Origin of the sequence: Nocardia sp. NBC_01388 (genome assembly GCF_045040085.1) — a bacterium.
In the GTDB taxonomy this organism is placed as follows: domain Bacteria; phylum Actinomycetota; class Actinomycetes; order Mycobacteriales; family Mycobacteriaceae; genus Nocardia.
Genome location: NZ_CP109553.1, coordinates 7159505 through 7183469, shown reverse-complemented (window position 1 = coordinate 7183469; position 23965 = coordinate 7159505). Strand labels below are relative to the sequence as shown.

General features: G+C 66.5%; 33 protein-coding genes. 10 read left to right on the top strand and 23 right to left on the bottom strand.

Annotation, left to right across the window (positions count from 1 at the left end):
* The first annotated feature begins 35 nt into the window (after positions 1-35).
* On the top strand, positions 36-491 hold the full coding sequence (locus OG716_RS34380) for an SRPBCC family protein (RefSeq protein ID WP_405134528.1): 456 nt from the start codon (positions 36-38) through the stop codon (positions 489-491).
* A 124-nt stretch (positions 492-615) separates the two neighbouring features.
* On the top strand, positions 616-1485 hold the full coding sequence (locus tag OG716_RS34375) for a 1,4-dihydroxy-2-naphthoate polyprenyltransferase (protein WP_405134527.1): 870 nt from the start codon (positions 616-618) through the stop codon (positions 1483-1485).
* A gap of 2 nt (positions 1486-1487) precedes the next feature.
* Here the strand turns inward: OG716_RS34375 and OG716_RS34370 are convergent, their stop codons facing one another.
* The 4 genes from OG716_RS34370 to OG716_RS34355 form a co-directional block, all read right to left on the bottom strand.
* Positions 1488-1868 carry a phage holin family protein gene (locus OG716_RS34370; RefSeq protein WP_355129249.1) on the bottom strand — a complete coding sequence of 127 codons (381 nt, stop codon included), beginning with the start codon at positions 1866-1868 and terminating at the stop codon, positions 1488-1490.
* A 69-nt stretch (positions 1869-1937) separates the two neighbouring features.
* Complete coding sequence (locus tag OG716_RS34365; RefSeq protein ID WP_355129247.1) at positions 1938-2525, bottom strand: Clp protease N-terminal domain-containing protein; 588 nt, start codon at positions 2523-2525, stop codon at positions 1938-1940.
* Positions 2525-2746, bottom strand: a complete 222-nt coding sequence (locus OG716_RS34360) for a helix-turn-helix domain-containing protein (RefSeq protein ID WP_067817856.1) — start codon at positions 2744-2746, stop codon at positions 2525-2527. Before OG716_RS34360 ends, OG716_RS34365 begins: the two co-directional genes overlap by 1 nt.
* A gap of 68 nt (positions 2747-2814) precedes the next feature.
* The gene (locus OG716_RS34355; RefSeq protein WP_405134526.1) at positions 2815-3126 is read right to left on the bottom strand and encodes a hypothetical protein; all 312 of its coding nucleotides are present in this window, start codon (positions 3124-3126) and stop codon (positions 2815-2817) included.
* Between the two features lie 140 nt (positions 3127-3266).
* On the opposite strand from OG716_RS34355, the gene OG716_RS34350 reads away from it, so the two are divergent.
* The gene (locus OG716_RS34350) at positions 3267-4151 is read left to right on the top strand and encodes a helix-turn-helix domain-containing protein (RefSeq protein WP_405134525.1); all 885 of its coding nucleotides are present in this window, start codon (positions 3267-3269) and stop codon (positions 4149-4151) included.
* Positions 4152-4188: 37 nt separating this feature from the next.
* Here OG716_RS34350 and OG716_RS34345 read toward each other — a convergent pair whose 3' ends face one another.
* Positions 4189-5274 carry a PLP-dependent cysteine synthase family protein gene (locus tag OG716_RS34345; RefSeq protein WP_355129240.1) on the bottom strand — a complete coding sequence of 362 codons (1086 nt, stop codon included), beginning with the start codon at positions 5272-5274 and terminating at the stop codon, positions 4189-4191.
* A complete protein-coding gene (locus OG716_RS34340) occupies positions 5271-5579 on the bottom strand; it encodes a DUF4229 domain-containing protein (RefSeq protein WP_355129238.1) in 309 nt (102 codons plus the stop codon). Before OG716_RS34340 ends, OG716_RS34345 begins: the two co-directional genes overlap by 4 nt.
* Positions 5580-5805: 226 nt before the next feature.
* On the opposite strand from OG716_RS34340, the gene OG716_RS34335 reads away from it, so the two are divergent.
* The 5 genes from OG716_RS34335 to OG716_RS34315 all read left to right on the top strand — a co-directional run bounded on the left by OG716_RS34335 (position 5806) and on the right by OG716_RS34315 (position 8232).
* The gene (locus OG716_RS34335) at positions 5806-6039 is read left to right on the top strand and encodes a BldC family transcriptional regulator (protein ID WP_297628623.1); all 234 of its coding nucleotides are present in this window, start codon (positions 5806-5808) and stop codon (positions 6037-6039) included.
* Positions 6040-6111: 72 nt separating this feature from the next.
* Positions 6112-6312, top strand: coding sequence for a hypothetical protein (locus OG716_RS34330; RefSeq protein WP_405134524.1), 201 nt, complete (start codon positions 6112-6114; stop codon positions 6310-6312).
* Between the two features lie 129 nt (positions 6313-6441).
* Positions 6442-6717 (top strand): hypothetical protein, encoded by a 276-nt coding sequence (locus OG716_RS34325; RefSeq protein ID WP_355129235.1) that lies wholly within the window; start codon positions 6442-6444, stop codon positions 6715-6717.
* 264 nt (positions 6718-6981) lie between these two features.
* Complete coding sequence (locus OG716_RS34320) at positions 6982-7482, top strand: hypothetical protein (protein ID WP_405134523.1); 501 nt, start codon at positions 6982-6984, stop codon at positions 7480-7482.
* 291 nt (positions 7483-7773) lie between these two features.
* Positions 7774-8232 carry a winged helix-turn-helix transcriptional regulator gene (locus OG716_RS34315; protein WP_405134522.1) on the top strand — a complete coding sequence of 153 codons (459 nt, stop codon included), beginning with the start codon at positions 7774-7776 and terminating at the stop codon, positions 8230-8232.
* Between the two features lie 354 nt (positions 8233-8586).
* On the opposite strand, the gene OG716_RS34310 is transcribed toward OG716_RS34315, so the two are convergent.
* From OG716_RS34310 to hemL, 10 genes are all read right to left on the bottom strand, one after another.
* Positions 8587-8973: a hypothetical protein gene (locus OG716_RS34310; protein ID WP_405134521.1), complete on the bottom strand. Its 387-nt coding sequence runs from the start codon at positions 8971-8973 to the stop codon at positions 8587-8589.
* Between the two features lie 143 nt (positions 8974-9116).
* Positions 9117-9782, bottom strand: coding sequence for an ATP-dependent Clp protease proteolytic subunit (locus OG716_RS34305; RefSeq protein WP_405134520.1), 666 nt, complete (start codon positions 9780-9782; stop codon positions 9117-9119).
* A complete protein-coding gene (locus tag OG716_RS34300; RefSeq protein ID WP_405134519.1) occupies positions 9779-10105 on the bottom strand; it encodes a helix-turn-helix domain-containing protein in 327 nt (108 codons plus the stop codon). The genes OG716_RS34305 and OG716_RS34300 overlap by 4 nt, the downstream gene beginning before the upstream one ends.
* Positions 10106-10179: 74 nt before the next feature.
* A complete protein-coding gene (locus OG716_RS34295; RefSeq protein ID WP_405134518.1) occupies positions 10180-10362 on the bottom strand; it encodes a hypothetical protein in 183 nt (60 codons plus the stop codon).
* 171 nt (positions 10363-10533) lie between these two features.
* Entirely contained in the window at positions 10534-11526 is a 993-nt protein-coding gene (ccsB, locus tag OG716_RS34290; RefSeq protein WP_405134517.1) for a c-type cytochrome biogenesis protein CcsB, read from the bottom strand.
* Positions 11527-13173, bottom strand: coding sequence for a cytochrome c biogenesis protein ResB (locus tag OG716_RS34285; protein ID WP_405134516.1), 1647 nt, complete (start codon positions 13171-13173; stop codon positions 11527-11529).
* Positions 13173-13997 carry a cytochrome c biogenesis CcdA family protein gene (locus OG716_RS34280; RefSeq protein WP_405134515.1) on the bottom strand — a complete coding sequence of 275 codons (825 nt, stop codon included), beginning with the start codon at positions 13995-13997 and terminating at the stop codon, positions 13173-13175. Before OG716_RS34280 ends, OG716_RS34285 begins: the two co-directional genes overlap by 1 nt.
* Positions 13994-14623 (bottom strand): TlpA disulfide reductase family protein, encoded by a 630-nt coding sequence (locus tag OG716_RS34275; protein WP_405134514.1) that lies wholly within the window; start codon positions 14621-14623, stop codon positions 13994-13996. The genes OG716_RS34280 and OG716_RS34275 overlap by 4 nt, the downstream gene beginning before the upstream one ends.
* Before the next feature lie 70 nt (positions 14624-14693).
* Positions 14694-15299: a histidine phosphatase family protein gene (locus OG716_RS34270; protein ID WP_327146757.1), complete on the bottom strand. Its 606-nt coding sequence runs from the start codon at positions 15297-15299 to the stop codon at positions 14694-14696.
* A 761-nt stretch (positions 15300-16060) separates the two neighbouring features.
* Positions 16061-17479, bottom strand: coding sequence for a glutamate-1-semialdehyde 2,1-aminomutase (gene hemL / locus OG716_RS34265; RefSeq protein WP_405134513.1), 1419 nt, complete (start codon positions 17477-17479; stop codon positions 16061-16063).
* Between the two features lie 554 nt (positions 17480-18033).
* Here hemL and OG716_RS34260 point away from each other — a divergent pair.
* A complete protein-coding gene (locus OG716_RS34260; protein WP_405134512.1) occupies positions 18034-18375 on the top strand; it encodes a hypothetical protein in 342 nt (113 codons plus the stop codon).
* 15 nt (positions 18376-18390) lie between these two features.
* On the opposite strand, the gene OG716_RS34255 is transcribed toward OG716_RS34260, so the two are convergent.
* From OG716_RS34255 to hemB, 5 genes are all read right to left on the bottom strand, one after another.
* Entirely contained in the window at positions 18391-18618 is a 228-nt protein-coding gene (locus OG716_RS34255) for a hypothetical protein (protein WP_405134511.1), read from the bottom strand.
* An 85-nt stretch (positions 18619-18703) separates the two neighbouring features.
* Entirely contained in the window at positions 18704-18940 is a 237-nt protein-coding gene (locus tag OG716_RS34250) for a hypothetical protein (protein ID WP_405134510.1), read from the bottom strand.
* Complete coding sequence (locus OG716_RS34245; RefSeq protein WP_405134509.1) at positions 18940-19470, bottom strand: hypothetical protein; 531 nt, start codon at positions 19468-19470, stop codon at positions 18940-18942. The genes OG716_RS34250 and OG716_RS34245 overlap by 1 nt, the downstream gene beginning before the upstream one ends.
* Positions 19471-19783: 313 nt before the next feature.
* The gene (locus OG716_RS34240) at positions 19784-20314 is read right to left on the bottom strand and encodes a hypothetical protein (protein ID WP_405134508.1); all 531 of its coding nucleotides are present in this window, start codon (positions 20312-20314) and stop codon (positions 19784-19786) included.
* Entirely contained in the window at positions 20307-21284 is a 978-nt protein-coding gene (gene hemB / locus OG716_RS34235; RefSeq protein WP_405134507.1) for a porphobilinogen synthase, read from the bottom strand. The genes OG716_RS34240 and hemB overlap by 8 nt, the downstream gene beginning before the upstream one ends.
* Before the next feature lie 142 nt (positions 21285-21426).
* Here hemB and OG716_RS34230 point away from each other — a divergent pair, with 142 nt between their 5' ends.
* On the top strand, positions 21427-21753 hold the full coding sequence (locus tag OG716_RS34230; RefSeq protein WP_405134506.1) for a hypothetical protein: 327 nt from the start codon (positions 21427-21429) through the stop codon (positions 21751-21753).
* 86 nt (positions 21754-21839) lie between these two features.
* On the opposite strand, the gene OG716_RS34225 is transcribed toward OG716_RS34230, so the two are convergent.
* Both OG716_RS34225 and OG716_RS34220 read right to left on the bottom strand, forming a co-directional pair.
* Positions 21840-22103: a hypothetical protein gene (locus OG716_RS34225; RefSeq protein ID WP_405134505.1), complete on the bottom strand. Its 264-nt coding sequence runs from the start codon at positions 22101-22103 to the stop codon at positions 21840-21842.
* A 262-nt stretch (positions 22104-22365) separates the two neighbouring features.
* The gene (locus OG716_RS34220) at positions 22366-23928 is read right to left on the bottom strand and encodes a uroporphyrinogen-III synthase (protein ID WP_405134504.1); all 1563 of its coding nucleotides are present in this window, start codon (positions 23926-23928) and stop codon (positions 22366-22368) included.
* Positions 23929-23965: the final 37 nt, after the last annotated feature.

Sequence of the window (23965 nt, the reverse complement as noted above, 5' to 3'; positions counted from 1 at the left end):
CCGGATCCGTCGGCGCGGTCGCCTACGCTCGGTCCATGAGCGAATTCGACATCCACCGGGAAACGGTCATCAAGGCCGATCCCGGGCAGATCCAGGCGCTCGTCGACGACTTCCACCAGTGGCAGCGGTGGTCGCCGTGGGAGAACGTGGATCCGGCCATGGAGCGCACCTACAGCGGGGCCGATCGGGGCATCGGCGCCCGGTACTTCTGGAGTGGAAACCGCAAGGCCGGTCGCGGCAATATGGAAATCACCTCCGCCACCACCGACGCCATCGGCATCCGGTTGAATTTCGAGAAGCCCATCGAGAACACCAATCAGGTCACCTTCGAATTCCGTCCGCAGTCCGACGGCACCGCTGTCACCTGGCGGATGACCGGCGAGCGCACCGGAGCGATGGCACTCATGGCCAAGCTTCTCCCGATGGACCGCATGCTGGCAAAGGATTTCGACAAGGGTCTCGCCCAGCTGAAGGCCGCCGCCGAGTCCTGAGGGCGCCTCCCCCACGCCCGGAACGACCTCCGCCGCACAGCCTGAACAGGGCCGCGATCGCCATTCCCAGGTGGGGGCGGGCGCCGGGAGGTGCCGGCCCGGGCCTCGGATTAGGCTGCGATGCATGGCTACAGCAGCACAGTGGATCGAGGGCGCTCGGCCGCACACTCTGCCGAACGCGATCGCCCCGGTCCTGGCGGGCACGGGGGCCGCGGCCTCCATCGACGGGGCGGTGTGGTGGAAAGCGGTACTGTGCCTGCTGCTTTCGCTCTCCCTGATCATCGGCGTGAACTACGCCAATGACTACTCCGACGGTATTCGCGGCACCGATGACGACCGGGTCGGCCCCCTGCGCCTGGTCGGCTCGAAGCTGGCCAGTGCCGCCGCCGTGCGCAATGCCGCCATCGGCTGCCTGGCGCTCGGCGCGGTACTGGGCCTGATCCTGGTGTTCACCAGCGCCTGGTGGCTGCTGCTGGTCGGTGCGGGCTGCCTGGCCGGGGCGTGGTTCTACACCGGCGGCCGGAACCCGTACGGGTACAGCGGTTTCGGTGAGATCGCGGTCTTCGTCTTCTTCGGCCTGGTGGCGGTGCTCGGCACCGAGTTCGTCCAGGCCGGGCGGGCGGAGTGGGCCGGACTGGCCTGCGCGATCGCCGTCGGCGCGTTTTCCAGCGCGGTGCTGGTCACCAATAATCTGCGCGATATCCCGACCGATTCGGTCTCGGGCAAGACCACGCTCGCGGTGCGCCTCGGCGATACCCGCACCCGCACACTGCATGTGGTGCTGCTGGCGGTGCCGTTCCTGGCCACGCTGGCCCTGGCCGCCCGGACGCCGTGGGCCCTGGTCGGCCTGGTCGCGCTGCCGCTGGCCCTCAAGGCCAATGAGCCGGTCCGCACCGGCAAGAACGGGCCGGGATTGATTCCCGCTCTCGCCGGTACCGGACTGGCACTGTTGATCTGGTCGGTGGCCACGGGCCTCGCACTCGGCCTCGGCTGAGGTCAGTCCTCGTCGGGGACGAGGATTCCGAGCACCCAGTTCACCAGGGTGATGATGATCGCACCCCAGACGGCCGCCCAGAACCCGTCCACGCGCAGGCCGTACTGGGTGGTCTCGGTGATCTTGGCGGTCAACCACAGCATGAAGCCGTTGATCACCAGCAGGAACAGGCCGAGCGACAGCACCACCAGGGGCAGTGACAGCAGTTTCACGATCGGCTTGATCAGGGCGTTCACAATCGCGAACACCACGGTGATGGCCGCGATCACGAGCAGCTTCTTGGCGGTGGTGTCGTCGGGGCTCTTGATCTCGATTCCGGTCACCCAGACCGAGGCGAGCCAGATCGCGACACCATTGATGATCAGACGTAGCAGGAGCGTCATGCCCCGATCGTAGGGGGCGAACGCGTCCGGGGGCGGTCCTCACACGCGCCACCACCTCCGGACCGGTACTCATGCCGCGTTGTCGAGGTATTCGGTGACCGCGGCGCGCAGCGTGTGCACCGCCTCGTTGTCACCGAGCAGCTGCCGCGTCGCCGCATTGGGTGCGCGCAGTATGCCGAGCAGCACATGCCCGGCCGCAATGTGGTTGTCGCCCCGGGTCAGCGCCTCGCGCAGGGAAAGCTCGAGGGCCTTCTTGGCATCGCGATCGAACGGAATGTGCCCCGTGGGGAAGCCTTTCGGGCCGCGGAAGCGCCCGCGCCGCGGTTCGTCAACGGGGACAGCGCGTTCCAGCGCATCCTCACCGAAGGTGGCTTCCAGACTCTCGCGGACCGCGTCGAGATCGATGCCGATGGAGCGCAGGGCTTCCGCGTCCTCCGCGCCGAGGGGATCGCCGGTTCGCTTGCGCGCCAGCGCCTCCCGCACGCCTTCGGCGGTATAGCCGCGTTCGGCGAGCATCTGCTTGAGCCCGTCGTCCGGCGAGGCCAGCAGCCCCAGCAGCATGTGCTCCATTTCCACGGAGGAGGAACGCAGTTCGCGCGCTTCCTCCTGCGCGACCACGATCGCGTATTTGGCTGCCTTGTCGAATCGTTCGAACATCAGCGGATACCGCCCTTCCGGTTGTACTTCTGGTGGACCGCCTGCCTGCTGACCTCGAGCGCGTCCGCGATGGCCTGCCAGGACCAGCCCTGCCTGCGGGCATTGGTGACCTGAATGGCCTCGAGTCGCTCGAGCAGCCGGCGTAGTGCCAACACCGCACGGAGTCCGACCTGTGGGTCGGGACTGCCGGCGGCGGCCGCCAGAGTTGTCGCTTCGCTCATGACGTCAATTTACGTTGACATCGCGGGCGCGTCAACGAAAATTGACACAACCGGATTTGTTCTCGCGATCAGTTCCAGGGAACGAACGGCGCGTAGTCGCGCACATGCCCGTCCACCCAGCCCCACACCACATCGGGCTCGACCTCGACCCCACCCTGGAACCGCAGCCGCCAGCCGCGGACTTCCTTCTCCCAGATATCACCGTCGCGGTCCTCGTAGAGTCCGAAGGCCGCCGGTTCCCACGCGTTCACGAACTCTCCGAATCCCGTCTCGACGATTCGCATTTCCTGCTGGCAGGTGACCACGGTTCGCCCCGAGGTGAACACCCAGGGCCCCTCCGTGACCTTGCCACCGGCCACCGATCTCGGATGCTGCCCCAACTCGACTCCTGATTTGTTGTTGTTTCAAACTATTGGAGCAGAACCGGACACCGCACACCCCTCGTCGACCATCCCGTGCGTGTATCACCGTACGACCGCGTGTGTACCAGACGGCAATACAAGTAAGGTCACCCTAAGCAATGAATGGAGTACCCACGTTCGGCGAGTACGTTCGCCAGCGCCGAACGGCCGCGAATCTCACCCGCCCGCAGCTCGCCTGGCTCGCCAGCCTCTCGGTCCCCTACCTGACCAAGATCGAGGGCGGCGCCAACCCCTCCCGCCGGGTCATCGAATCCCTCGGCACCGCCCTGGAATTGCAGGCCGCCGAGTTCGAATACGCCCTGGTACTGGCCGAAGGGCCATTCCCGCGCATCGAGGCCGACCACCCGGCCCCCACCGATCTCGAGTATCTGGAACTGCTCAACCCGAAGATCGCTGCGTACATATCGGGCACCATGGACATGCTGGCCATCAATTCGGCACACGCGGAAGCCTTCCCGGAACTCGACCCTGGCTGCAATTACGTCGAGTGGATGATGCTCAACCCGGTGGCGCGCACCGTACTGGTCGACTGGCCGGGCGAGATGCGGCAGGCCGCCAGCCTGTTCCGGTTGCTGCTGGCGCGGCGCGGCCCGGACGAGCACACCCAGCGGATCCTCGACAACTGCCTGGAGAGTCCGGAGTTCGCCACCGTCTGGCGCACCGAATCGGTATCCAATGAGCGACCCGATCGCACCAAGCTGGTGCGGAACCCGCGGACGCTGGCCATCACCGAGTTGCGGATCAACATCTGGCGTACGCAATCGAGCATGCAGTCTTGGATGCTCGTACTCGGCAGCGGCGTCGATCATCCGATGGCGGTCACGCGTCCAGTAATTCGCGAAAGGCCCCGCGCGTCAAGGCCCATTAACGCCTTGGAGACGGCCGAATCCCCGGGCCGACGCTCAGAAATGGAAGCTTCGCTACGCGAACCGACACCAACGCGGCCGCTACAGCAACCCAGTAGCAATCAATTGGATGGGTGATCAACCCTTCTCATCCGACCGCCGTGCCGTGGGGAAACTAGCCGGACCAATGACCGGTAGCGATGAATCGATCGATGACGGCGGTAGGCTCCACCAGGCTCAGCCCCTGACCGGCAACCCAGTCGTCATTGAAATAGGTTCCGGCATAACGGTCTCCACCGTCACACAGCAGAGTCACCACACTGCCGGTACGATCCGCGGCGATCATGTCGGCAATCAGGGCAAATGCGCCCCACAGATTGGTGCCGGTGGACCCGCCGACCCGGCGGCCCAGCATTGCGCTCGCATGCCGGGCGGCCGCAATGGAACCCGCATCGGGCACTTCGATCATGGTGTCGACCACCTGGCCGACAAACGAGGGCTCCACCCGCGGCCGGCCGATGCCCTCGATACGTGAGGACATTCCGGTCTGATATCCGGCGTCCGAAAGCTCGTATCCGCCGTAGAAGGCCGAATTCTCCGGATCCACCACGGCCAGCCGGGTGGCATGGCGGCGGTAGCGGATATAGCGGCCGATGGTCGCGCTGGTACCGCCGGTGCCGGCGCCGACCACGATCCACTCCGGAATCGGGTGCGACTCCAAAGTCAGCTGGTGGAAGATCGATTCGGCAATATTGTTATTGCCCCGCCAGTCGGTGGCGCGCTCGGCATGGGTGAACTGGTCCATATAGTGGCCGTTGCATTCAGCTGCGAGTCGCGCTGCCTCGGTATAGATGTCCGGCGACTTGGCGACCAGGTGTGAACGCCCACCCTGCGCCTCGATGAGCGCGATCTTCTCCGGCGAGGTGGTAGCGGGCATGACTGCCACGAATTCCAGGCCGAGCAGTTTGGCGAAATAGGCTTCGCTGATGGCCGTCGAACCCGACGAGGCCTCCACCACGGTGGTGCCCTCGGTGACCCAGCCGTTGCAGATCGCGTAAAGAAACAGCGAGCGCGCCAGGCGGTGCTTGAGACTGCCCGTGATGTGGGTGGATTCGTCTTTCAGGTACAGCTGCACACCCCAGTCGGCGGGCAGCGGATAGCGCAGCAGATGCGTGTCGGCGCTGCGTTGCGCATCCGCGTCGATCAGTCGCACCGCATTGTCGACCCAGTCGCGCGGCGCGGAATGATCGCAGCGTTTCACTTCTCGTCGCCCCGAAGACGCGACATCAACTGCTCCTTGTCCGAGCGTCGCTTCGCATCGAAGGCGGCGATGTCCCGATTGAGCTGCGTCCGAAGCTTTTTGAACAGCAGCAGCGACATCGGCAGGGCGATGAGCAGCGCGAACAGCAGCGCCACAATGATGGGGATGTCGACGTTCACGATCGCTGCGACGCCCAGAATGATGGCGGCGAGGACTGCGACCAGGGCGAGCCGGGCCAGGGTGTAGATGGCCAGGGTCTTGCCCATGCGGCGGCCCGCACTCGCGGGCGGGGTTGCGTCACTCACGCGGAACAGCCTAGGTGACGGCGATTCGGGAAGACGCGGTGCCCTCTGCCCGAATGTCGCTGGATATTCGCTGCAACCGCCGAATCCGTGACCGCGAACACAGTACGGATATCCGTTTTGTCTATTACTTCCCCTTTACCAAATCGAGACTGTTCGAACACACAGGGGGTGCAGTGCAACGATGTCGCTACTGATGAGGGATCTGACGAAACGGAAAGGTTTGCGAATGACTGCGTTCACCGCGGCGAGCCGCGTAATGGGTTCCGTCAACGGCCAGGACACCCTGCTTACCCCAGGCCAGGTGGCAGCCCTGTTCCATGTCGATCCGAAGACCGTGACGCGATGGGCTCATGCGGGACGGCTCGGCTCACTGCGGACTCCGGGCGGTCACCGCCGGTTCCGCGAAAGCGAAGTATTGACGCTGCTCCGGTCTCTCACCACCGAGGCGACCCGCGTCTAAATCCCATATTTACCGTTCCGCGGTGCTGCGGGTACGGACACGGATTACCCTCGTTGGCAGGAGGTGAGCGACGTGACGTACCTGTTGGCACTCATCGCAGTAGTGGCCGTCGCGATGTTGTGCTGGAAAGCTTTCGGCCCCCAGCGACCGGCCCGCACCGGTGCAGCATCGGCACCACACAAGCGCGTCATCGGACCCGATGACGACCCGGATTTTCTCTGGCGGCTCTCTCGCCAGCACCGAGAGGGCGAACCCGGCTCCCCCGATCACTGAGCCCTTCTCCCAGGTCGGCGATTCTCTAGCAAACCGACCGTCCTGGTTATTTTCCAGCGAGACCGCTCCTGTCGGGCACTGCCCCGAGCGCATACTGGTTGACATCCGTATGCGACCGGAAGGTGCCCGATGGAAAAGGACGAGAACCTCTCACAGGATGCACGCCGCAAGCAGGGAGATACGCACTCCGCCGAACGCCGCGACCAACGCCGCGAAACAGATGCGGCCCGCCTGGCCTCCGGCACCGGTCCACCGCCCGACCCGCTGATCGAACCCATGCAGGCCCGGGTAGCCGAGAACAATCACACCGACAATCCCAAATGGGACCGCGCCCGCGCCAAGGAAGCCACCGGCGAAGCCGTCAAACTCGCCAATGCCGACTCCATCGAGCTCGACCCCAGCTGAGACCGAGTTCCCCGCGCCCATCCCGGGCCGCGGGGAACTCTCTTTTCAGCCCGCCGGTGGAAAGCGGTGTGCCGCGAGATCCGTTGCGGTGCAATAACAAACGCGAGCACCCGACGCTGCCGGCCCTCCCCCGCATGAAGTTCGGTGGCACGAATATCGGGGGCGCGGGCGCTCGGGGCAACGGTTTTGCCGGATACGACGGTCCCGCTCGCTGCCATAACGTTCTGGCCCGCAAGGCACTCGGCTGCGGGAGGAATCGGGGTGGTGACACAGTTGGCGGCCGAGGTGATCGGTGCGGACGCGGAGCGAGCGGCGGGCGAGCGGTGGCATCCGCTGGTGCGCATGGGTTTCCGGTTCGGTTTCGTCTTTCTGGGAATCGGAATGGCGGGAGTGTGGCTGACGTATGCGCTGCTGCGCTCGTTCGGGTTGCCGCAGCGGACGGTGACCGCGGTGGCGGAGTGGACGGCGCTGCATCCGCTCACCGATGTGGTCGGTGCGCACCTGTTCGGCGTGCGCATCGATTACACGCCGACCGGTAGTGGAGATACTGCGGCGCAGTGGGTTTCGGTCTTCACCTGGCTGCTGGTCGCCGTGGTGGTCACCGCCGTGTGGTCGGTGCCGGATCGGCGGCGGCCGGACTACTCGCGTTTGTACGAGTGGTTCCGGCTGCTGTCGCGGGCCGCGCTGGTGAGCGCACTGCTGCTGTACGGGATGGTGAAACTGCTGCCCTCGCAGATGTCGTTCGGTCTGGATCGACTGGTGTAGCCGTTCGGCGATATGAGTCCGATGGCGGTGCTGTGGGCGCAGACGTCACTGTCGCAGCCGTACGAGATCGCTTTGGGCGCAGCGGAAATCACCGCCGCGCTGCTGCTGGTGCTGCCGCGGACCGGCCGGTCTGGGTTCGGTGCTCGCCGTCATCGTGACGCTGCAAATCTTCCTGCTGAATCTCACCTTCGATGTGCCGGTGAAGATCTTCTCCCTGTAGCTGTTCATGTACGCACTGGTGCTGGCCGCACCCCATATGTTCCGGATCGTCACGGTACTGGCCGGGGCGCCGTGCAGGTTCGGAGCCCGGAGCCATCGCGCACCACACCGCGCGGCAAGCGGATCCTGCTGATCGCTCAGCTGGCATTCGGGGCGTGGCTCCTGTTCACCGCGATCACCGAGGGGGCCGACGCGTGGCACGGCTACGGCAATGGCCGGCCGCACTCCCCGCTCTACGGCATCTGGCGCGAATGGACCGATCCCTCCTGCCCGGTCGCCCGCACCGCCGACCTCGTGGGCGACCGCTGGAGCCTGCTCATCGTGCGCGATGCCATGGACGGCGCGTCAAGCTTCACCGACTTTCAGCAGCGACTCGGCATAGCCCGGAACATCCTCACCGATCGCCTCCGCAAACTCGTCGACCGGGGCATCCTCACCACCAGCACCCTCCCCGGCGGCAAGCGGCACAGCTACGAACTCACCGCAGCCGGCCAGGATCTCTTCACCGTCATCGTGGCACTGCGCCAGTGAGGAGAACGCCATGCCTTCACGGCCGGCGAATCCCACTCGGCACTCGTCGATCACGACGGCAACGCCCTCTCACCGCTACGCCCCGAAAACCGTAAGGGCAACCCCGTCACCGCGACAACCACCCGCGTCCGCAAGACGTCACACTGAGCGGACGGGATGAATCAGCCTGTCTGGCTGGGTGATTCCTCCGCCGCGCATCTACTTTCCAGATGGAAAGTAGATGCATAAAGGAATTTCCAAGTGACTTCGTGCCGGCAAAGGTCCGGTCTGAGCGGTCACACAACGCTCCTGAGCGGCGAAATATGCCACCCCGGCGCGATCTTCGACCGCTCAGGCCGACTGACGCGTGCCGGCTCAGTTCGTGGCGCGGAAGGCCGGGCAGCCGATGTTCGTCGCGCCCTTCGGGCCGATTTGACCGTCGTAGGCCTGCAGGGTGATGACACGATCGTTCGTATCGAAGGTCGCGAGGAAGATCGTGGTGTCCGCGTCCCATTCGGCGAAGGTCATTCCGGTGTCGCCCAGTCCGGAAACCCATGAGTCGGACTGATTTCCGTTCGGTGCGCCCATCTCGGCCAGCACCGCGTCCTTGGCGTCACCGAGATTCAGCGAGCACCAGACGGCCGGCAGATTCGGTTCGGCAGCGGCGGTGCCACCGCTGACGACAGCTGAAATGAGAACGGCGGGAAGAACTCCCACGGTCGCCATACCGATAATGCGGCCAACGGATCGGAGCCGAGTCATAGATTCCCCTTCTGAGCATGCATTACAACCGGCCAATGTATAGCACGGTGAACTGCCCAGGCGGTCAGCGCGTTTCAGTTGCAGAAGAGGAGAGTCCGGGCATCGATCGGCCCGGACTCCTCGGAATGTACGTTCAGCGTGAGCTATTCACGGCTTGCGGGACCCTCGATCAACCCGTACTCGATCGCGCCCGAGGTGCTGAGTATCCGTTGCTGTTCGAGGTCGTGACGGATCTCGTCGATATCGCGGCCGGTGAGTTCCGCCAGCCGCGTGAGCAATTCGCCGAACATGGCTCGCGCGTGCTCGAGTCGCGGTTCGACACGACTGAGCCCGCCGTCCAGACTCACCGACGGCTCCCGCAAGACGAACTGGGCGCTTCGGTAGGCGTAGCGATGCTCGCACGAGGCCAGTACTCCCAGCGCCGCACCGCCGAGTGTGCCGCTCACGTAGGCGCTCACGGGCGCCCGAAGCACGTCCAGCACATCGGTGACAGTGCTGGCATCCAGCAGATCCGCTTCCAGCCCATACATTTCGAGCCGGATCGGCCGCGCGCTCTCCGCGTCCAGCGTCAGCAACCGGGCACACAACTCGGTGGCAGCCGCGGCGCCCAAACGCCCGTGCGCGATAACCGTCCGCTGCGCGAGCAATGCCTCCGCCGATCCGTCGGGTCGAGGATCGATCCACACGTGCGTCGAGGGCTGCGATACCGGAACAGGCTGCGGTTCTTCACGTTTCGCCGGGTAGAAGTTCGGAAACTCCGACGGCCAAGGCTGCCACCGGGAGGTAGGTGCGCTCGTCTCGATTCTCAAGACTGTTCTCCGATCCGATTCGATTCAGCCGTCGCACTTGTCACGTGCAAGGTGATGCGGCTGTCGACCGCGGCGGCGTACCGCTGCAGTGTCGAGGTCCGCACATCGACGTTCTCCGTCTCCAACCGCGCCACCGCCGACTGCGAAGTACCCATCCGGGCAGCGACTTCGGTCTGCGACAACCCCGCCGCCCGCCGCCGCTCCGCCAGCTCGGCAATCAGTCGCGCGCGATCCTCCGACATCCTGCGCAATGCCATCTCCCGGAACCCGGGCAGCACCGGGAGAGGTTCCTCGCCCGGCGACTCGGTCACCTTCTCACTCATACCTACAACGATATCTCACTTTAGATATATCGCCAGGTCCAAAGGTGCCACTTCGAACCAGTCCCCGCAACTACCTACACCTGGACGGGCACACTTTCCGAACGGACCGGAGCTGGAGTCGACTGCTGACCCACGGTGTACGCGGCATGCACTTCACGCCGCCGATAGTCGAGGTCGGTGCCGCCGCCGAAGTGCGCCGCGACACGCAGGGTGAGCCAGATACCAACCGGCAGCACGGCCACAGTGGGGTCGATCACGATGTCTCCCTCGGGTTTCCGATACGCACAGTCACAGACAACTGGACAGTACAAGCACCCCACCCGCGAAGGAACCTTACCGAGACGTGATGTCACACTCATTCGCCCCGGGACATGTCTGATCCACCAATGACGAACGCGCCGAACCGGATCCGCAGAAAGCGGTCGGGGTTAGTTGAGGCCCGCGTAGCTGTGCAGGCCGCTCACCACGATGTTGATGATGAAGAGGTTGAAGAGCATGGCGGTGAAGCCGGCGATATTGATCCAGGCGGCCTTGGTGTCGCGCCAGCCGGAGGTAGCTCGGGCGTGCAGGTAGGCGGCGTAGAGGACCCAGGCTATGAAGGAGCAGGTTTCCTTGGGGTCCCAGCCCCAGAAGCGGCCCCAGGCGGCCTCGGCCCAGATGGCACCGAGGATGACGCCGGTGCCGAAGATGGGGAAGCCGATGATGGTGGTGCGGTAGGCGAGGCGGTCCAGCATCTGGGCGTCGGGGAGACGGCTGGCGAACTGGCCGAAGATATTGTCGGACTCGTGGCCCGCCGGCTGCCAGAGGCGGTACAGGAACAGCAGACTCGCGACGCCGGAGACCAGGAAGACACCGCTGCCGATGGATACGACGGTCACGTGCACGGGCAGCCAGTACGACTTCAGCGCGGGGACAACGGGTGCGGCGTCGACATGCAGTTTGGTGCCGGCCAGGAACAGCAGGATGAGCACCGGCAGCAGCAGGAACGACCACATGGCGCGGTAGCGCTGATCACGCAGCAGCACCAGGCCGACCAGCAGCGCGGCGGCGCACGCCATGGTGATGAACTCGAACATATTGCCGAGCGGGAAACGGTGAGTCGCGAAGCCGCGCAGGATGATCGACACCACATGCGCGCCGAAGCCGACGAACAGCACGGCAAAAGCCATGTTGCCCAGGCGTTCCGGGAACGCGCGCTGCGCGCGGCCGGCGGGAACGACCTTGCCGGGCACCTGCCCCGAAGCCACGGGCACCGGATCCGGTGTGCCGCCGCCGACGGTCACCAGCTCCCGGGCCGCGGTGGGCACCGTACGGGTGATGGCGAACTGCCACACCAGCATGATGAAGACCAGCGTATAGATCACGATGGCCGATTTGAACGCGAGATCGCTATAGGAGGCGATGGTCTCGTTGATCGGCATTTACTTCTCTCCCGTGTTCTCGGTCAGCAACCGCTCACGTAATCGGTCGAATTCGCCGCCCCAACCGGCCTGGTCGGTGCGGGCCAATCCGCCCATTTCTACTACGGTACGTCGTTTGTCGTTGAATTGGACACTGCCGTCGTTCTCGGTGCCCGGGTACACCCGGAGCCAGATGCGCCGCCGCTTCACCAGTAGCGAAACGAGCAGACCCGCCATCATGGTCACCGCGCTCACCAGCACCCACTGCTGCGCCGGATCATGCGAGACCTGCAGGTTCACGAATTCCTGCGCGCCGTCGAAGGTCACCTTGGTGCCGTCGGACAGGTTCGAGGACTCACCGGGCTTGAGATTCACCCGCTGCTCCTTGACCAACCGGCCCTGCTTGATCATCTCCGGATCCAGCGAGAACAACGACTGTGCGCGACCGGTATCCAGCCCGGTATCACCCTTGTAGATATCCACCGCGACCATCGGATCCCGCATGCCCGGATACATGGAGGTCAGCAGCGAACCGTGCAGCAGTGCGGTCGGCGCGAACAGGCCCTGGATGGCGACCTGATGCTTGCGCCGCTCCTCCTCGTTCGGATACATGCCGCCCGGCGGATCGATGCGCAGCACACCCGAGGACAGGAAGGTGGTCCCGTCGTCGGGCTTCCACTGGATCGTCTCGGTGCGCGTCTGCCCGTTCGGGAAGGTCACCGTGAAGGTCGGCGCAAAACCGTGGCCCTGCAGGTAAACCCGGTCTCCGGCGACGCGCAGCGGATGATTCACCTGAATGGTGGTGTCGCGCCAGGTGCCGGAGTCCAGATCCTTACCGGTCTGATACTGGATGTTCGAGGTGAACATGGAGGCCTCGCCCGTGGGCAGGTAATCGGCCTTGAAGTCCTTGACCCGTATACACATCGGAGCCAATCCGGTGCCATCGTTCACATTGCCCGCGCGGAAAGAGTCGAACACCGCGGGCGAGGTGGTACAGAAACCCGGGCCGTCGTTCGCGATGACGACAACATTGCCCTCGTAGCCGAACAGCTTGCCGATGGCGATGCACGCCAGCAGGCAGACCAGCGCCAGGTGGAAGACCAGATTGCCGGCCTCGCGGGTGTACCCCTTCTCCGCCGAGAGTGTGATCTCGCCTTCGCGAGTGCCCGGGAGCACCACGGTTCGCCAGCCGCGCAACTCTTTCCGGGCGCGCGCGATGACCTCGTCCGGCGTACCCGCATCACTACCGCTGAAGTGGTGTGGCAGTCGCGCGAGATTGCGCGGCGCCTTCACCGGCGGTGTGCGCAGCGCCCGATAGTGATCGAGCACGCGCGGCAGGATGCAGCCCACCAGCGAAACGAACAGCAGCACATAGATCGCCGTGAACCAGAAACTGGAGAACACGTCGAACAGTTGCACCCGGTCCATCCAGTGACCCAGCGTCGGCCGGTTCCCGATGTAGGTGTCGACCTTCTGCTTGTTCAGACTGCGTTGCGGCAGTAGCGCACCCGGGATGGCGGCCAGCGCCAGCAGGAACAGCAGCATGAGCGCGGTGCGCATACTGGTGAGCCCGCGCCAGGTATTGCGCAGCACCGCGAATGCGCGACCGGGCAGCGACTGGCGCGGCGGGCGGGCGGGGGCGGCGGGAGTTTCGATGGTTGTGGTCATCAGATCGGCAGGGTCACATTCGAGACGAAGGCGTCGCGGACCCAGGAGATGAACTGGTCCCACGCTCCGGTCACCAGGGCGATGCCGACGGCAACCAGCAGGATGCCGCCGATCACCTGAATGGTGCGGGAATTGCGGCGCAACCAGCCGACGCCGCGCAATGCGGTCGCCGAGCCGAACGCCAGGATTACGAAGGGCAGGCCGAGCCCCAGGCAGTAGGCCACGATGAGGGCGACACCGCGGATGGCGGTGGTGCCCTCGGTGCCCGCCGATACGGCCATCACCCCGGACAGGGTGGGGCCCAGGCACGGCGTCCAGCCGAGCGCGAAGACCGCGCCGAGCAGGGGTGCGCCGATGAGACCGCTCAGACGCCGCGGCTCCATACGGGTATCGCGCTGCAGGGCCGGAATGAGTCCGATGAACGCCAGGCCCATCAGGATGGTGACGCCGCCGCCGATGCGCTGCAGCAGTTCACGATTCACGTTCAAGGCCTGGATGGTGCCGAATACCGTGGCCGAGGCGAGCACGAACACCACGGTGAAACCGAGCACGAACAGGCCCGCCGCGCCCGCGACCCGCATGCGGCCGCGATGGCGTTCGGCGACCGCGGTGCGCTGCGCCGATTCGACCGTCACCGGCGGGGCTTCCGCACCGACGACTCCGGCCAGATACGACAGATACCCCGGTACCAGCGGCACCACACACGGGGAGGCGAACGACACCAGACCCGCCAGCACGCACGCACCGAGCGCGAGCAGCAGCGGTCCGGTAGCGGCGGTCTGCTGGAACGAATCCCCCACGCTCGCAAGCACAGTCACGTTCACTGGGCGGTCTCCGCGGCGAGGCGGGTCACGGTGGGCTGCAGGTCATCCGCGAGCAGTGAGCGCAGGAAGACCGCGGCGACACGGTGATCGCGGTCGAGCACGATGGTGGTGGGGATGACGCTGGTCGGGAATTTGCCGCCGAGGGCGAGCAGGCTGCGCATCGACGGGTCGTAGATCGACGGGTAGCCGATCTTGTTGTCGGTGACGAAATCCTGGGCCTTGTCCTGCTGGTTGTCGCGGACATCGATACCGAGGAAGGCGACGCCCTTGTCCTTGGTCGCGGTGTAAACCTGTTCCAGCGCAGGCGCTTCCGCGCGGCACGGGCCACACCACTGACCCCAGATATTGATGACGACGACCTTGCCGGGGAAGTCGTCCACCGACGTGGTCTTGCCGGAGGTCATGAGATCCGGGCCCGACAGCTTGCCGATGGTGCCGCGCGCGGACGGCGGATCGTAGGTGATGTCGGTCTTGCCGCCGGGCGAGATGAATTCGAAGGTGCCGCCCTGCGCTACGGCGTCCTTACCCGCGGAGCAACCGGCGAGCACCGCCACCAGGGACAGGCTCGCCAGCAGGATCGACGCCGTACGCCGCAGCGATCCAGGCAGGGACGCGGACCCGCTCATGCTGTGCCCTCTCGGCATGAGCGGGGGGCCTGCGTGGTTACGCAGGCTGCCGACTCCGGGCCCTGACCGCTCATGCCCCCGTCACCTTGGGATCCGAGGCCCCCGCGGGTTCGCTGTACACGATGTCGATCAGCGTATCGCCTTGGTAGACAAGGGAAGTGATGGATGCGAGCGAGCACTGGCGATTGCGCGGATCGTGCCAGAGCCGCTGCCCCTGCAGGAAACGCCGCAGCGTCCACACCGGCAGCTGATGCGATACCAGCACGGCCTCGCGCCCGGCGGCCTCGACCCGGGCTTTGTTCGCGGCAGCCAGCATCCGGTGCGCGATCTGCAGGTACGGCTCACCCCACGACGGGGTGAACGGATCCCGCATCTTCCACCAGTGCCGCGGCTTGAACAGCGCGCCGTCACTCATGGACACCCGCAGGCCCTCGAAGGTGTTCCCCGCCTCGATGAGGTTGTCATCGGTCCGAATGATCAGCCCGTGATGCGCCGCAATCGGTTCCGCGGTCTCCTGCGCCCGCTGCAGCGGCGAGGCCACCACCAGCGCGATATCGTGATCGGCCAGCGACCGCGCCACGGCCTGCGCCTGCGCCCGCCCCGTCACCGACAACTGGAACCCGGGCAACCGCCCGTACAGAATCCCCTTCGGATTGTGCACCTCACCATGCCGCATGACATGCACGATCGTCTCGGCATCGGAAGCCACATCCCCCGGCAGCAGCACCCCGCTCACCTGCGGTGCGGCAGTTGTGCCCGATGCGTCGACACCAGATTCGACTGACTCCGCAGCGACCTCGCCCGACTCGGCCGCACCGGATTCGGTCGCACCCGCATCCGAGTTGCCGCCCTCGGATTCTGCGACAACGGCGGCAAACTCATCGGTATCGGCAGCCTCGGAGGCCGCAGACGCAGCGACCGTAGGTTGATCGACTACACCTGCCACAGCCTCAGTGGGTCCGGCCTCGGTCGAGCCGTCCACAACCGTCGCCGCAGCCCACTGGGCAACAACAGCCGCCAGCTCAGCGGCAGACGCCTCGGTTTCCACGGCATCCACGGCGACCTGCTCGGCCACGACCGGCACGGCTACAGCGTCGGCGGTGACCGCGACAACCGGCTCGGACGGCGGAGCCACCTCGGCGGCTTGCTTCGCGGCGACGCCGGAGCGCGATGCCCTGGAAGCCTTGGCCCTCGCGGGCTTCGTTGCGGCGGAGCCGGTTTCAGCGGCGGCGGCGGTCTTGCGCTTGCGCGCACGCGGCGCGGCGGCGGAAGTTGCTGCGGGGGTAGGGGTTTCGGCCGGGAGGGAGACAGCGATGTGCTCGCCGGTCTCGGCCAGTTCCTCTTCCGCCTGGCGGATGGAGTCGAGGAGGCGGGCGGCCTCGGCGGGTGAGAGGGGGGCGGGCGCGGGGGCGGGTAGGCCGGTCTCGGGATTGGAGCTCACGCGGCGGATCCTTCGGGGGTGGCGGCGGCCGCGGCGCGCGCGGCGGCAGGGAGGGCGGCGGCGATGCGATCGAATGCGTCCTCGTCGAGTGCCGCGGAAACGAACCAGGCCTCGAAGGCGCTCGGCGGCGCGTACACGCCGGCCTCGAGCAGGGCGTGGAAGAAGGCCGGAAAACGCCAGGTCTCGGCGGCCTTGGCGGCGGCATAGTCGGTGACCGGGGCGTCAGCGAAGAACACGCTCACCATATTGCCCGCGAATTGCACCTGATGCCGGACGCCTTCGGCCGCGAGCGCGTCGGTGAGCAACGTGCCGAGCCGCTTCGAGTTCCGATCCAGGGCCGCGTAGACCTGATCATCGGCGGCGCGCAGCGTGGCCAGGCCCGCCGCGACCGCGACCGGGTTCCCGGAGAGCGTGCCCGCCTGATAGACCGGGCCCAGCGGAGCCAGGCGATTCATGATGTCGGCGCGGCCGCCGAAGGCCGCCGCGGGCAGGCCGCCGCTCATCACCTTGCCGAAGGTGTAGAGGTCTCCGGCCACGCCTTCGAGGCCGTACCAGCCGGAGGCGCTGACCCGGAATCCGGTCATGACCTCGTCCATGATGAGCAGTGCGCCATGGTCTTCGGTGAGCTTGCGCAGACCGGTGTTGAATCCGGGTAGCGGCGCGACCGCGCCCATATTGCCCGCCGCGGCCTCGGTGATCACGCAGGCGATCTCCCCCGGATGAGCGGCGAAGGCGGCGGCCACGGCCTCGAGATTGTTGTAGGGCAGCACGATGGTGTCGGCCGCCTGCGCACCGGTGACACCGGGCGAGGTGGGCAGGCCCAGCGTCGCGAGGCCGGAACCGGCGTCGGCGAGCAGCGCATCCACATGCCCGTGATAGCAACCGCTGAATTTGACGATCTTGGAGCGCCCGGTGAATCCGCGGGCCAGCCGGACCGCGCTCATGGTGGCCTCGGTGCCCGAGTTCACCAGGCGCACCCGCTCGACGGGTTCGACCCGTGCCGCAATGGCTTCCGCGAGCAGGATCTCGGCCTCGGTCGGCGCGCCGAAGGACAGGCCACCGGTGGCCGCCCGCTGCACCGCCTCGACAACCTCCGGATGCGCATGCCCGAGAATCATCGGACCCCACGAACACACCAGGTCCACGTACTCGTTGCCATCGGCATCGGTCAGCGTGCACCCGCGCGCGGAAGCCATGAACCGCGGCGTCCCGCCCACCGAATTGAAGGCCCGCACCGGCGAATTCACGCCACCCGGAATGACCGCCGCGGCGCGTTCGAAAAGCTGGGCTGAGACCGGCACCGACGCCTGGCTCACACGCGGAGAAGAACTCACGGCACCCAGTGTCTCAGCCCGCACAACCTCATCGACGACAGGGTGTAGTGGATGTGCGCCACCCCACCCCGAACCCGCCATCCTCGCACCCCGCCCCCACTCCCGCATCCGCTGGCCATTCCCCACCGAAGACCAGCGAACATCCACCGCCACCTCCTCCACCCCAACTCCGGCTCGCAGTGCGACCTCGCCCTCGCCCCCACTCCGGCTCCCGCCTCGACCCGGCCTTCTCACCGGTCCGGCTCGCACTGCGGCCCTGCCTTCGCCGCCGCTCCAGCTCACGCTGCGACTTCGCCCTCTTCACCGGCCCGGCTCGCACTGCGACCCTGCCGTCACCGCCGGTTCGGATCTCATTGCGACCCAGCCGTAGTCGTCGGTTCGGATCTCGGTGCGGTCCCGCATTCGTCGCCACTTGGCGCTGACCGCTAGTTGGCACCGGCCGCCAACCCGACTTCCGGAATACGGGAGCGGGGTGGGTGCGGGCGGCAACACGCAGGGTCGTTTGTGTGCGACTTCGATTGCTAGATAGTTGCTATTGCGTAATCTTTCGAGGTAGGGGCGTCGTCTAGAGAGAGCGGGACGGTATGCGGATTGCGCGGTTCGGTGCGGGATTGGTTGCGGTTTCCGGAGTTGGGGTGGCGTTGGCCGCGGGGGCGGGGCAGGCGGCGGCGGGAGCGCCGTTCGCTCAGTTCGATCAGGGGCGGATCGGGGTGTCGCTGTCGCATGATGAGACGGCGGCCGTGGCGGACGGGCCGGTGCCGGCGGTGGTGAGCATGTTCGTGCCACTGAGCCGGATGGGCGCGGGGCTGCAGCCGGACACCTCCATCCGCAAGGACGAGAACGGCGGCGTGCACGCCTCGCTGCGGCAGGTGGTGGCGGAGGCCGCCGACCATCCGGACGGGTCCGTTGTCATGTACTTCAATGCGCCCGGCACCCACGGCGGTCGCGTGATGGACATCTACCAGAACTGGGGCTGACCGGCGGGAGTGCCACTAGGACAGCGGCACTCCCAGGCAGAACGCCGCCCAGCCGGTGGAAATCAGGCAATCCAGGGGTGGCGGTAGCAGGTCTTGCCAGGACGTCCCGAAGACCGGCGACTGCGGTGCGGACGGAGCGGCAGCGAGCGGTGCGGCAGCGGCCGGAGTCACCACCGCGGCGCCGAAAAACCCGGTGGCCAGCACTGCGAAGGCGGTGCGTTTCACGAGATCTGTGCGCGTCATGACATCGATTCTCCGCGTACCCACCGGCCCGAGCCACCGAATGCAGATCCTCGCGCACCCCCACTCGGCGTGGCGCGACACGCCCTCAGCGTGCGAGCCGGAAAACCCGTGCGATCAGGTCGAGCAACAGCAGCCCGGCCGCCGTCATCACCACGGCCGCGCCGGCCAGCCACGGCCCCGAATACCGGGAGGCCGTGTACCCCGGCGCATCCCCCGACGCCGCGAACCAGCCGGTGTGAATTCCCTTGTGCCAGCACCATACTGCCGTGATGACGAGCACCGGCGTGAGCACGAATTCGACGAGCACAGCGAGCCATCGCATTATCGCGCCTCCTCCTCGTCGCTCTCGGCCTGCCCGGTCTTCTTCTCGGTCGCGGCGCCGGACAGCTGTTCCACCGCCGCGGTCAGCTCGGCCCGCAGCGTGTAGTGATCGCGCGCCCACGCCTGCACCAGACTGCCGTCCCGCAATTTCAGCCCGATGCCCTTGCGCCGCCGCGGTACTCCGGTGAGTTCGCCGAGCGCCCGCGCCGACTCCCAGTCCTCATAATCCCAGGACTCGTCGTCAGTTTCCGGCAACACCGCCGCGATGCCGCTCAGCGGCAGTGTTTCGGTACCTTCGCGCAGCGTGTCGGGGGTGAGTTCGATGCTGATGTGGCGCTTGCCCGCGATCACCTGCAACCAGACGAAGCCGCCCAGCAGCACTCCGCAGAAGACGAGTCCGAACCAGTGCACCGCACCGCCGCGAATGACCTCCACCACCAGGATCAGCCCACACAGCACGGGACCGTAGGCAATGGTGCGATGGCGCGCACCGGGCTCGGAGAACAGAACGTTCGCAGCGGACTCACTCATAGTGAGAATCTAGCGGCACCGCGATCGGGAGCAACCGCGCAATAGGTGCGCGAGGATCCGCGCGCGGAGTGCACAGCGCTCAGCCGAAGAGACCCGGAATCAACAGCACTGCGAGGGTGAGCAATCCGAACAGGAACAGCAGGCTCAACCCCAGCACATCGCGCCGAAGGCTGTGCGGCTGCTGGATCACCACTCGCATCGTTGCCTCCGATTCTCCGGAGCTGAACGCATAACGAGCGGCTTCCGGTTCCCGAACTCTCTGTGACTGCCCTCACCCTACCCGTTAGTACGCTCGTAACAAACTTCACGGTCCTCACCGTGGCCCCGGCCGGAAGAAGAGCTCGGATTCCTTTCGGTAACACAGGAATACGGCCCCGCCCGCCAGCACCGCCTGCACGATTCCGGCACATCCGGCGACCACCGCCGCCGCACCGGGTTTCGCGCCCGATCCGATCAGCGTGCCGGCCGCCCCGAGCAGCAGGAATACCGCGAATCCGGTGAGTATGCTGCGCGCCCAGCTCTTTCCGCGCGCCAGCTGGTACACGAACGCGACCGCGATCCCGCTCAGCACCAGCCAGAACACCGCGACGAGCACAAGCAGCACCATGACCCACACCTGCACCTGGGCCAGGGTGACCGGCTGCTGCCCCTGCACCTGGTCGAACATCTGCTGCGCCAGATCCCGCCGCTGCCCGATCGATGCGATCAGCGAGCCGACCGCCTGCACCACACCGACCGCCAGGGCCAGGTACCAGAGCAGGCCCGCGGTGCGCACATCTTCGGGGACCGGACGCGGAATCACCGGGGGCGGCATCGGATTCACGGCGAGCAGTTGGTCACGCAAGCCAGTGCGACGCTTCGGTAGCCCAGTAGGTGAGCACCATATCGGCGCCCGCCCGCCGGATGCCGAGCAGTGATTCCAGAATGGCGCCGCGGCGGTCGATCCAGCCGTTCTGCGCGGCCGCGGTGATCATCGCGTACTCGCCGGAGATCTGATAGGCCGCGACCGGAACGGTCGAGCGGTCCGCCACATCGCGCAGGATATCGAGATACGACATGGCGGGCTTCACCATGACGATGTCCGCGCCCTCGGTCAGATCCAGTTCCAGCTCGCGGATGGCCTCGCGGCGATTGGCCGGATCCTGCTGGTAGGTACGGCGATCGCCCTCGAGCGAGGAACCCACCGCCTCCCGGAACGGGCCGTAGAAGGCGGAGGCGTACTTGGCGGCGTAGGCGAGGATGCCGGTATCGGTCCGCCCGGCCGCGTCCAGTCCGGCGCGGATGGCGCCGACCTGGCCGTCCATCATGCCGCTGGTGCCGAGCAGGTCGGCGCCGGTGCCGGCCTGTGCGAGCGCCATGTCGACGTAGCGGCGCAGCGTCGCGTCATTGTCGACGGCGCCGTGCTCGTCGAGGACTCCGCAGTGCCCGTGGTCGGTGAATTCGTCGAGGCAGGTGTCGGCCATGACGACTGTGGAGCCGCCGACCTCCTGCACGAGGGCCCGCAGCCCGCGATTGAGAATGCCGTCCGGATCGCTGGCCTGACTGCCGATCGCGTCCTTGTCCTCACTGCGCGGCACCCCGAACAGCATGAGCCCGCCGACGCCGGCGGTGACGGCTTCGACGGCCGCCTTGCGCAGCGAATCCATCGAATGCTGGTAAACGCCCGGCATGGAAGAGATTTCGCGTGGTTCGTCGAGCCCGTCGGCGACGAACATGGGGAGGATCAATTGCCGTGGCTGCAGGGTGGTTTCGGCCACCAGACGGCGTAGCGCAGGGGTACGGCGCAACCGCCGTGGGCGGTCCATTCCGGTCATAGTCGCATGATATGCCCGCGTCGCGGAGGCCTCGCGGGGGCCTGTATATGTCAGTGCCCCCGAGTAGAATCGAAGATGTGTTCGAAGAGTTCGCGGCGAGATTCGTTCGCCCCGAACCCTGATCGCGACGGGAGGATTGGTCGTGCTCGCAGCCGTACCAAATATGGCCGGTAAGAAAAACATGTCCGACAAGACCGGTGTGCCCAAGAGGGGGGACATCATCGATCACGCTTGGACGCCTTTGGCCAAGCAGCCACTTCCCGCGGGCCGTCCGCGCTCGTGGTACATCTCGCACAATCGGCGGCTCAAGGCCATGCGCCTGGCGATCGCACTGCTCGATTCCGGTTCCTTCAGCCCGGATGAGGCCACCAACGAAAGAATCAGGGACACCGCCGAATTCGTCGGCCTGCACCGGCCCTCGGATGCGACGTGCCGCATGGTCCGCCGCATGATGCAGGCCCAGCGCTGAGGCATCCCCCGCACCGATGACGAAGGCCCTCGCCGAGTGCGAGGGGCCTTCGTTATCGAACGCCGTTCGCGGGTTCGGTGAAGCAATTACTGCAGGCAGCCGTTGCCGGTGGTGCCCGGCGTACCCGAACCGGCGGTCAGGCACTTCAGCAGGAAGGCCAGGGGGTTCGAAATCCCGCTGCCACTGGTGCTGCCCGAGTCGGTGCCGGCCGCAATCGGTGCGACCTGCGCGGACACGGGCGCCTGCTCCAGTGCCGCCCCGCCGGTCGCCGCCGAGGCCGCCGCCGGCGACAGCACCACAGCGAGGGAGATTCCGGTCATCGCGAGCAAGCCAGCCGCCGTGCGCTTCATGGGCGTTCACCTTTCGAAGATCGAATACCCGGCAAACCCTATGGACCCCCGCGCACTATCGAACGACCACACTTCCATGGGCACTCGAACGCCGGGCGGGTTCCGGCATGCCTCGACCCGCAGGCGCGTGGTGCAACTGAGCACTGTCCGCACAGTCGCTGTCCGCGCAGCGACTGTGCGGCGAGGCGACAATCCACGGCCCGAAACCGAACGGGCCCCGCATCATTGGATGCGGGGCCCGTTCGGGTGGAATGCGACAGCCTCAGCGGCTGCGGCGGCTCTTCTTGCGGGGCGGGGGCAGCAGGCCCTCGGCGCGCAGGTGGGCGGCGTGCTCGGCGAGGGATTCGACGAGGGGGCCGACCTGGGCGATTTCGGGCTGCACGTCTACGCGCAGGCCGAATTCGATGGCTGTTTCGGCGGTTTTCGGGCCGATGCAGGCAACGATGGTGCGGGCGTGCGGTTTACCTGCGATGCCGACCAGGTTCCGGACCGTGGAAGACGAGGTGAAAAGCACCGCGTCGAAACCGCCGGTCTTGATCATTTCGCGGGTCTCCGCGGGCGGCGGGGAGGCCCGCACGGTGCGGTACGCGGTGACATCGTCGATCTCCCAGCCGCGGTCGCGCAGACCCTCGGCCAGTGTCTCGGTGGCGATATCGGCGCGCGGCAGCAGCACCCGGTTCACCGGATCGAAAACGTCGTCATAGGGCGGGAAATCGGCAAGCAGGCCCTCGGAGGACTGCTCACCGCTGGGGATCAGCTCCGGATTGATGCCGAACGAGCGCACCTTCTCCGCGGTGGCCTCGCCCACGCAGGCGATCTTCACACCGGAGAAAGCCCGTGCGTCCAAACCGAATTCACCGAACTTCTCCCACACCGCGCGCACCGCGTTCGTGGAGGTGAACACCACCCACTGGTAGCGGCCGTCGACCAGACCCTTGACCGCGCGCTCCATCTGCGCGGGGCTGCGCGGCGGCTCGACGGCGATGGTCGGGACCTCCATGGGGATGGCGCCGTGCATGACGAGCTTCTCGCTCATCTCGCCGGCCTGCTCCTTGGTCCGCGGCACCAGTACGGTCCAGCCGTACAGGGCACGCGACTCCCACCACGAAGTCTTGGCGCGCTTCTCGACCTCTTTACCGACGGTGACCACCAGCGGGCCGACCAGCTCCGAGGCCGCGTTGTTCAGAGTCGCCAGCGTGGCATCGATCGTGCGCTGCTGACGCGTGGTGCCGCGCACCGTCACCGCGACCGGAGTCTGCGGCGCCATACCGTGTTCCACCAGCGCGCTGGCGGTCTCGGCCAGATGGCCGGAGGTGGCGTGCAGCACCAGCGGGCCGGGCGCGGCCGCGACGGCCGCCCAGTCCACCTCACCGCGCACATCGACCTCGGTGTGGCTCGAGCCCAGCTCGATACCGGCGTAGGCGGGAACCGTGGTTCCGGCCGACAGACCCGGTAGCACCTCGAACATCAGGTGCGAACGAGTGACCGCATTGACCTCCTGGATCACCGAATCGGTGGTCAGCGGGTCACCGGAGACCAGGCGCACCACGTCGAAGCCGTTGCGGGCCTCCGCGATCAGCGTCTTGGCCACCTCGGCCGGGTCGCCCAGCGCGGGACGCACATCGACGGGAAGCTCCCCGTCGGGGCCCGGCTCGGCGGCGCTGCCGATGAGGGCGAGCACGCCCTTGTCGACATCGGGATCTGTGAACGCCAACTCGGCCCGCGCGATGACCTCACGCGCACGCACCGTCAACAGCGCCGGATCGCCCGGACCTGACCCAACGAAAAGGATCCGACCGGGGTGCTTCTTCGTCGCCCGGCTCACAACTGCACCTCGCTAACGCTCGGCGCAGCCGTGCCCG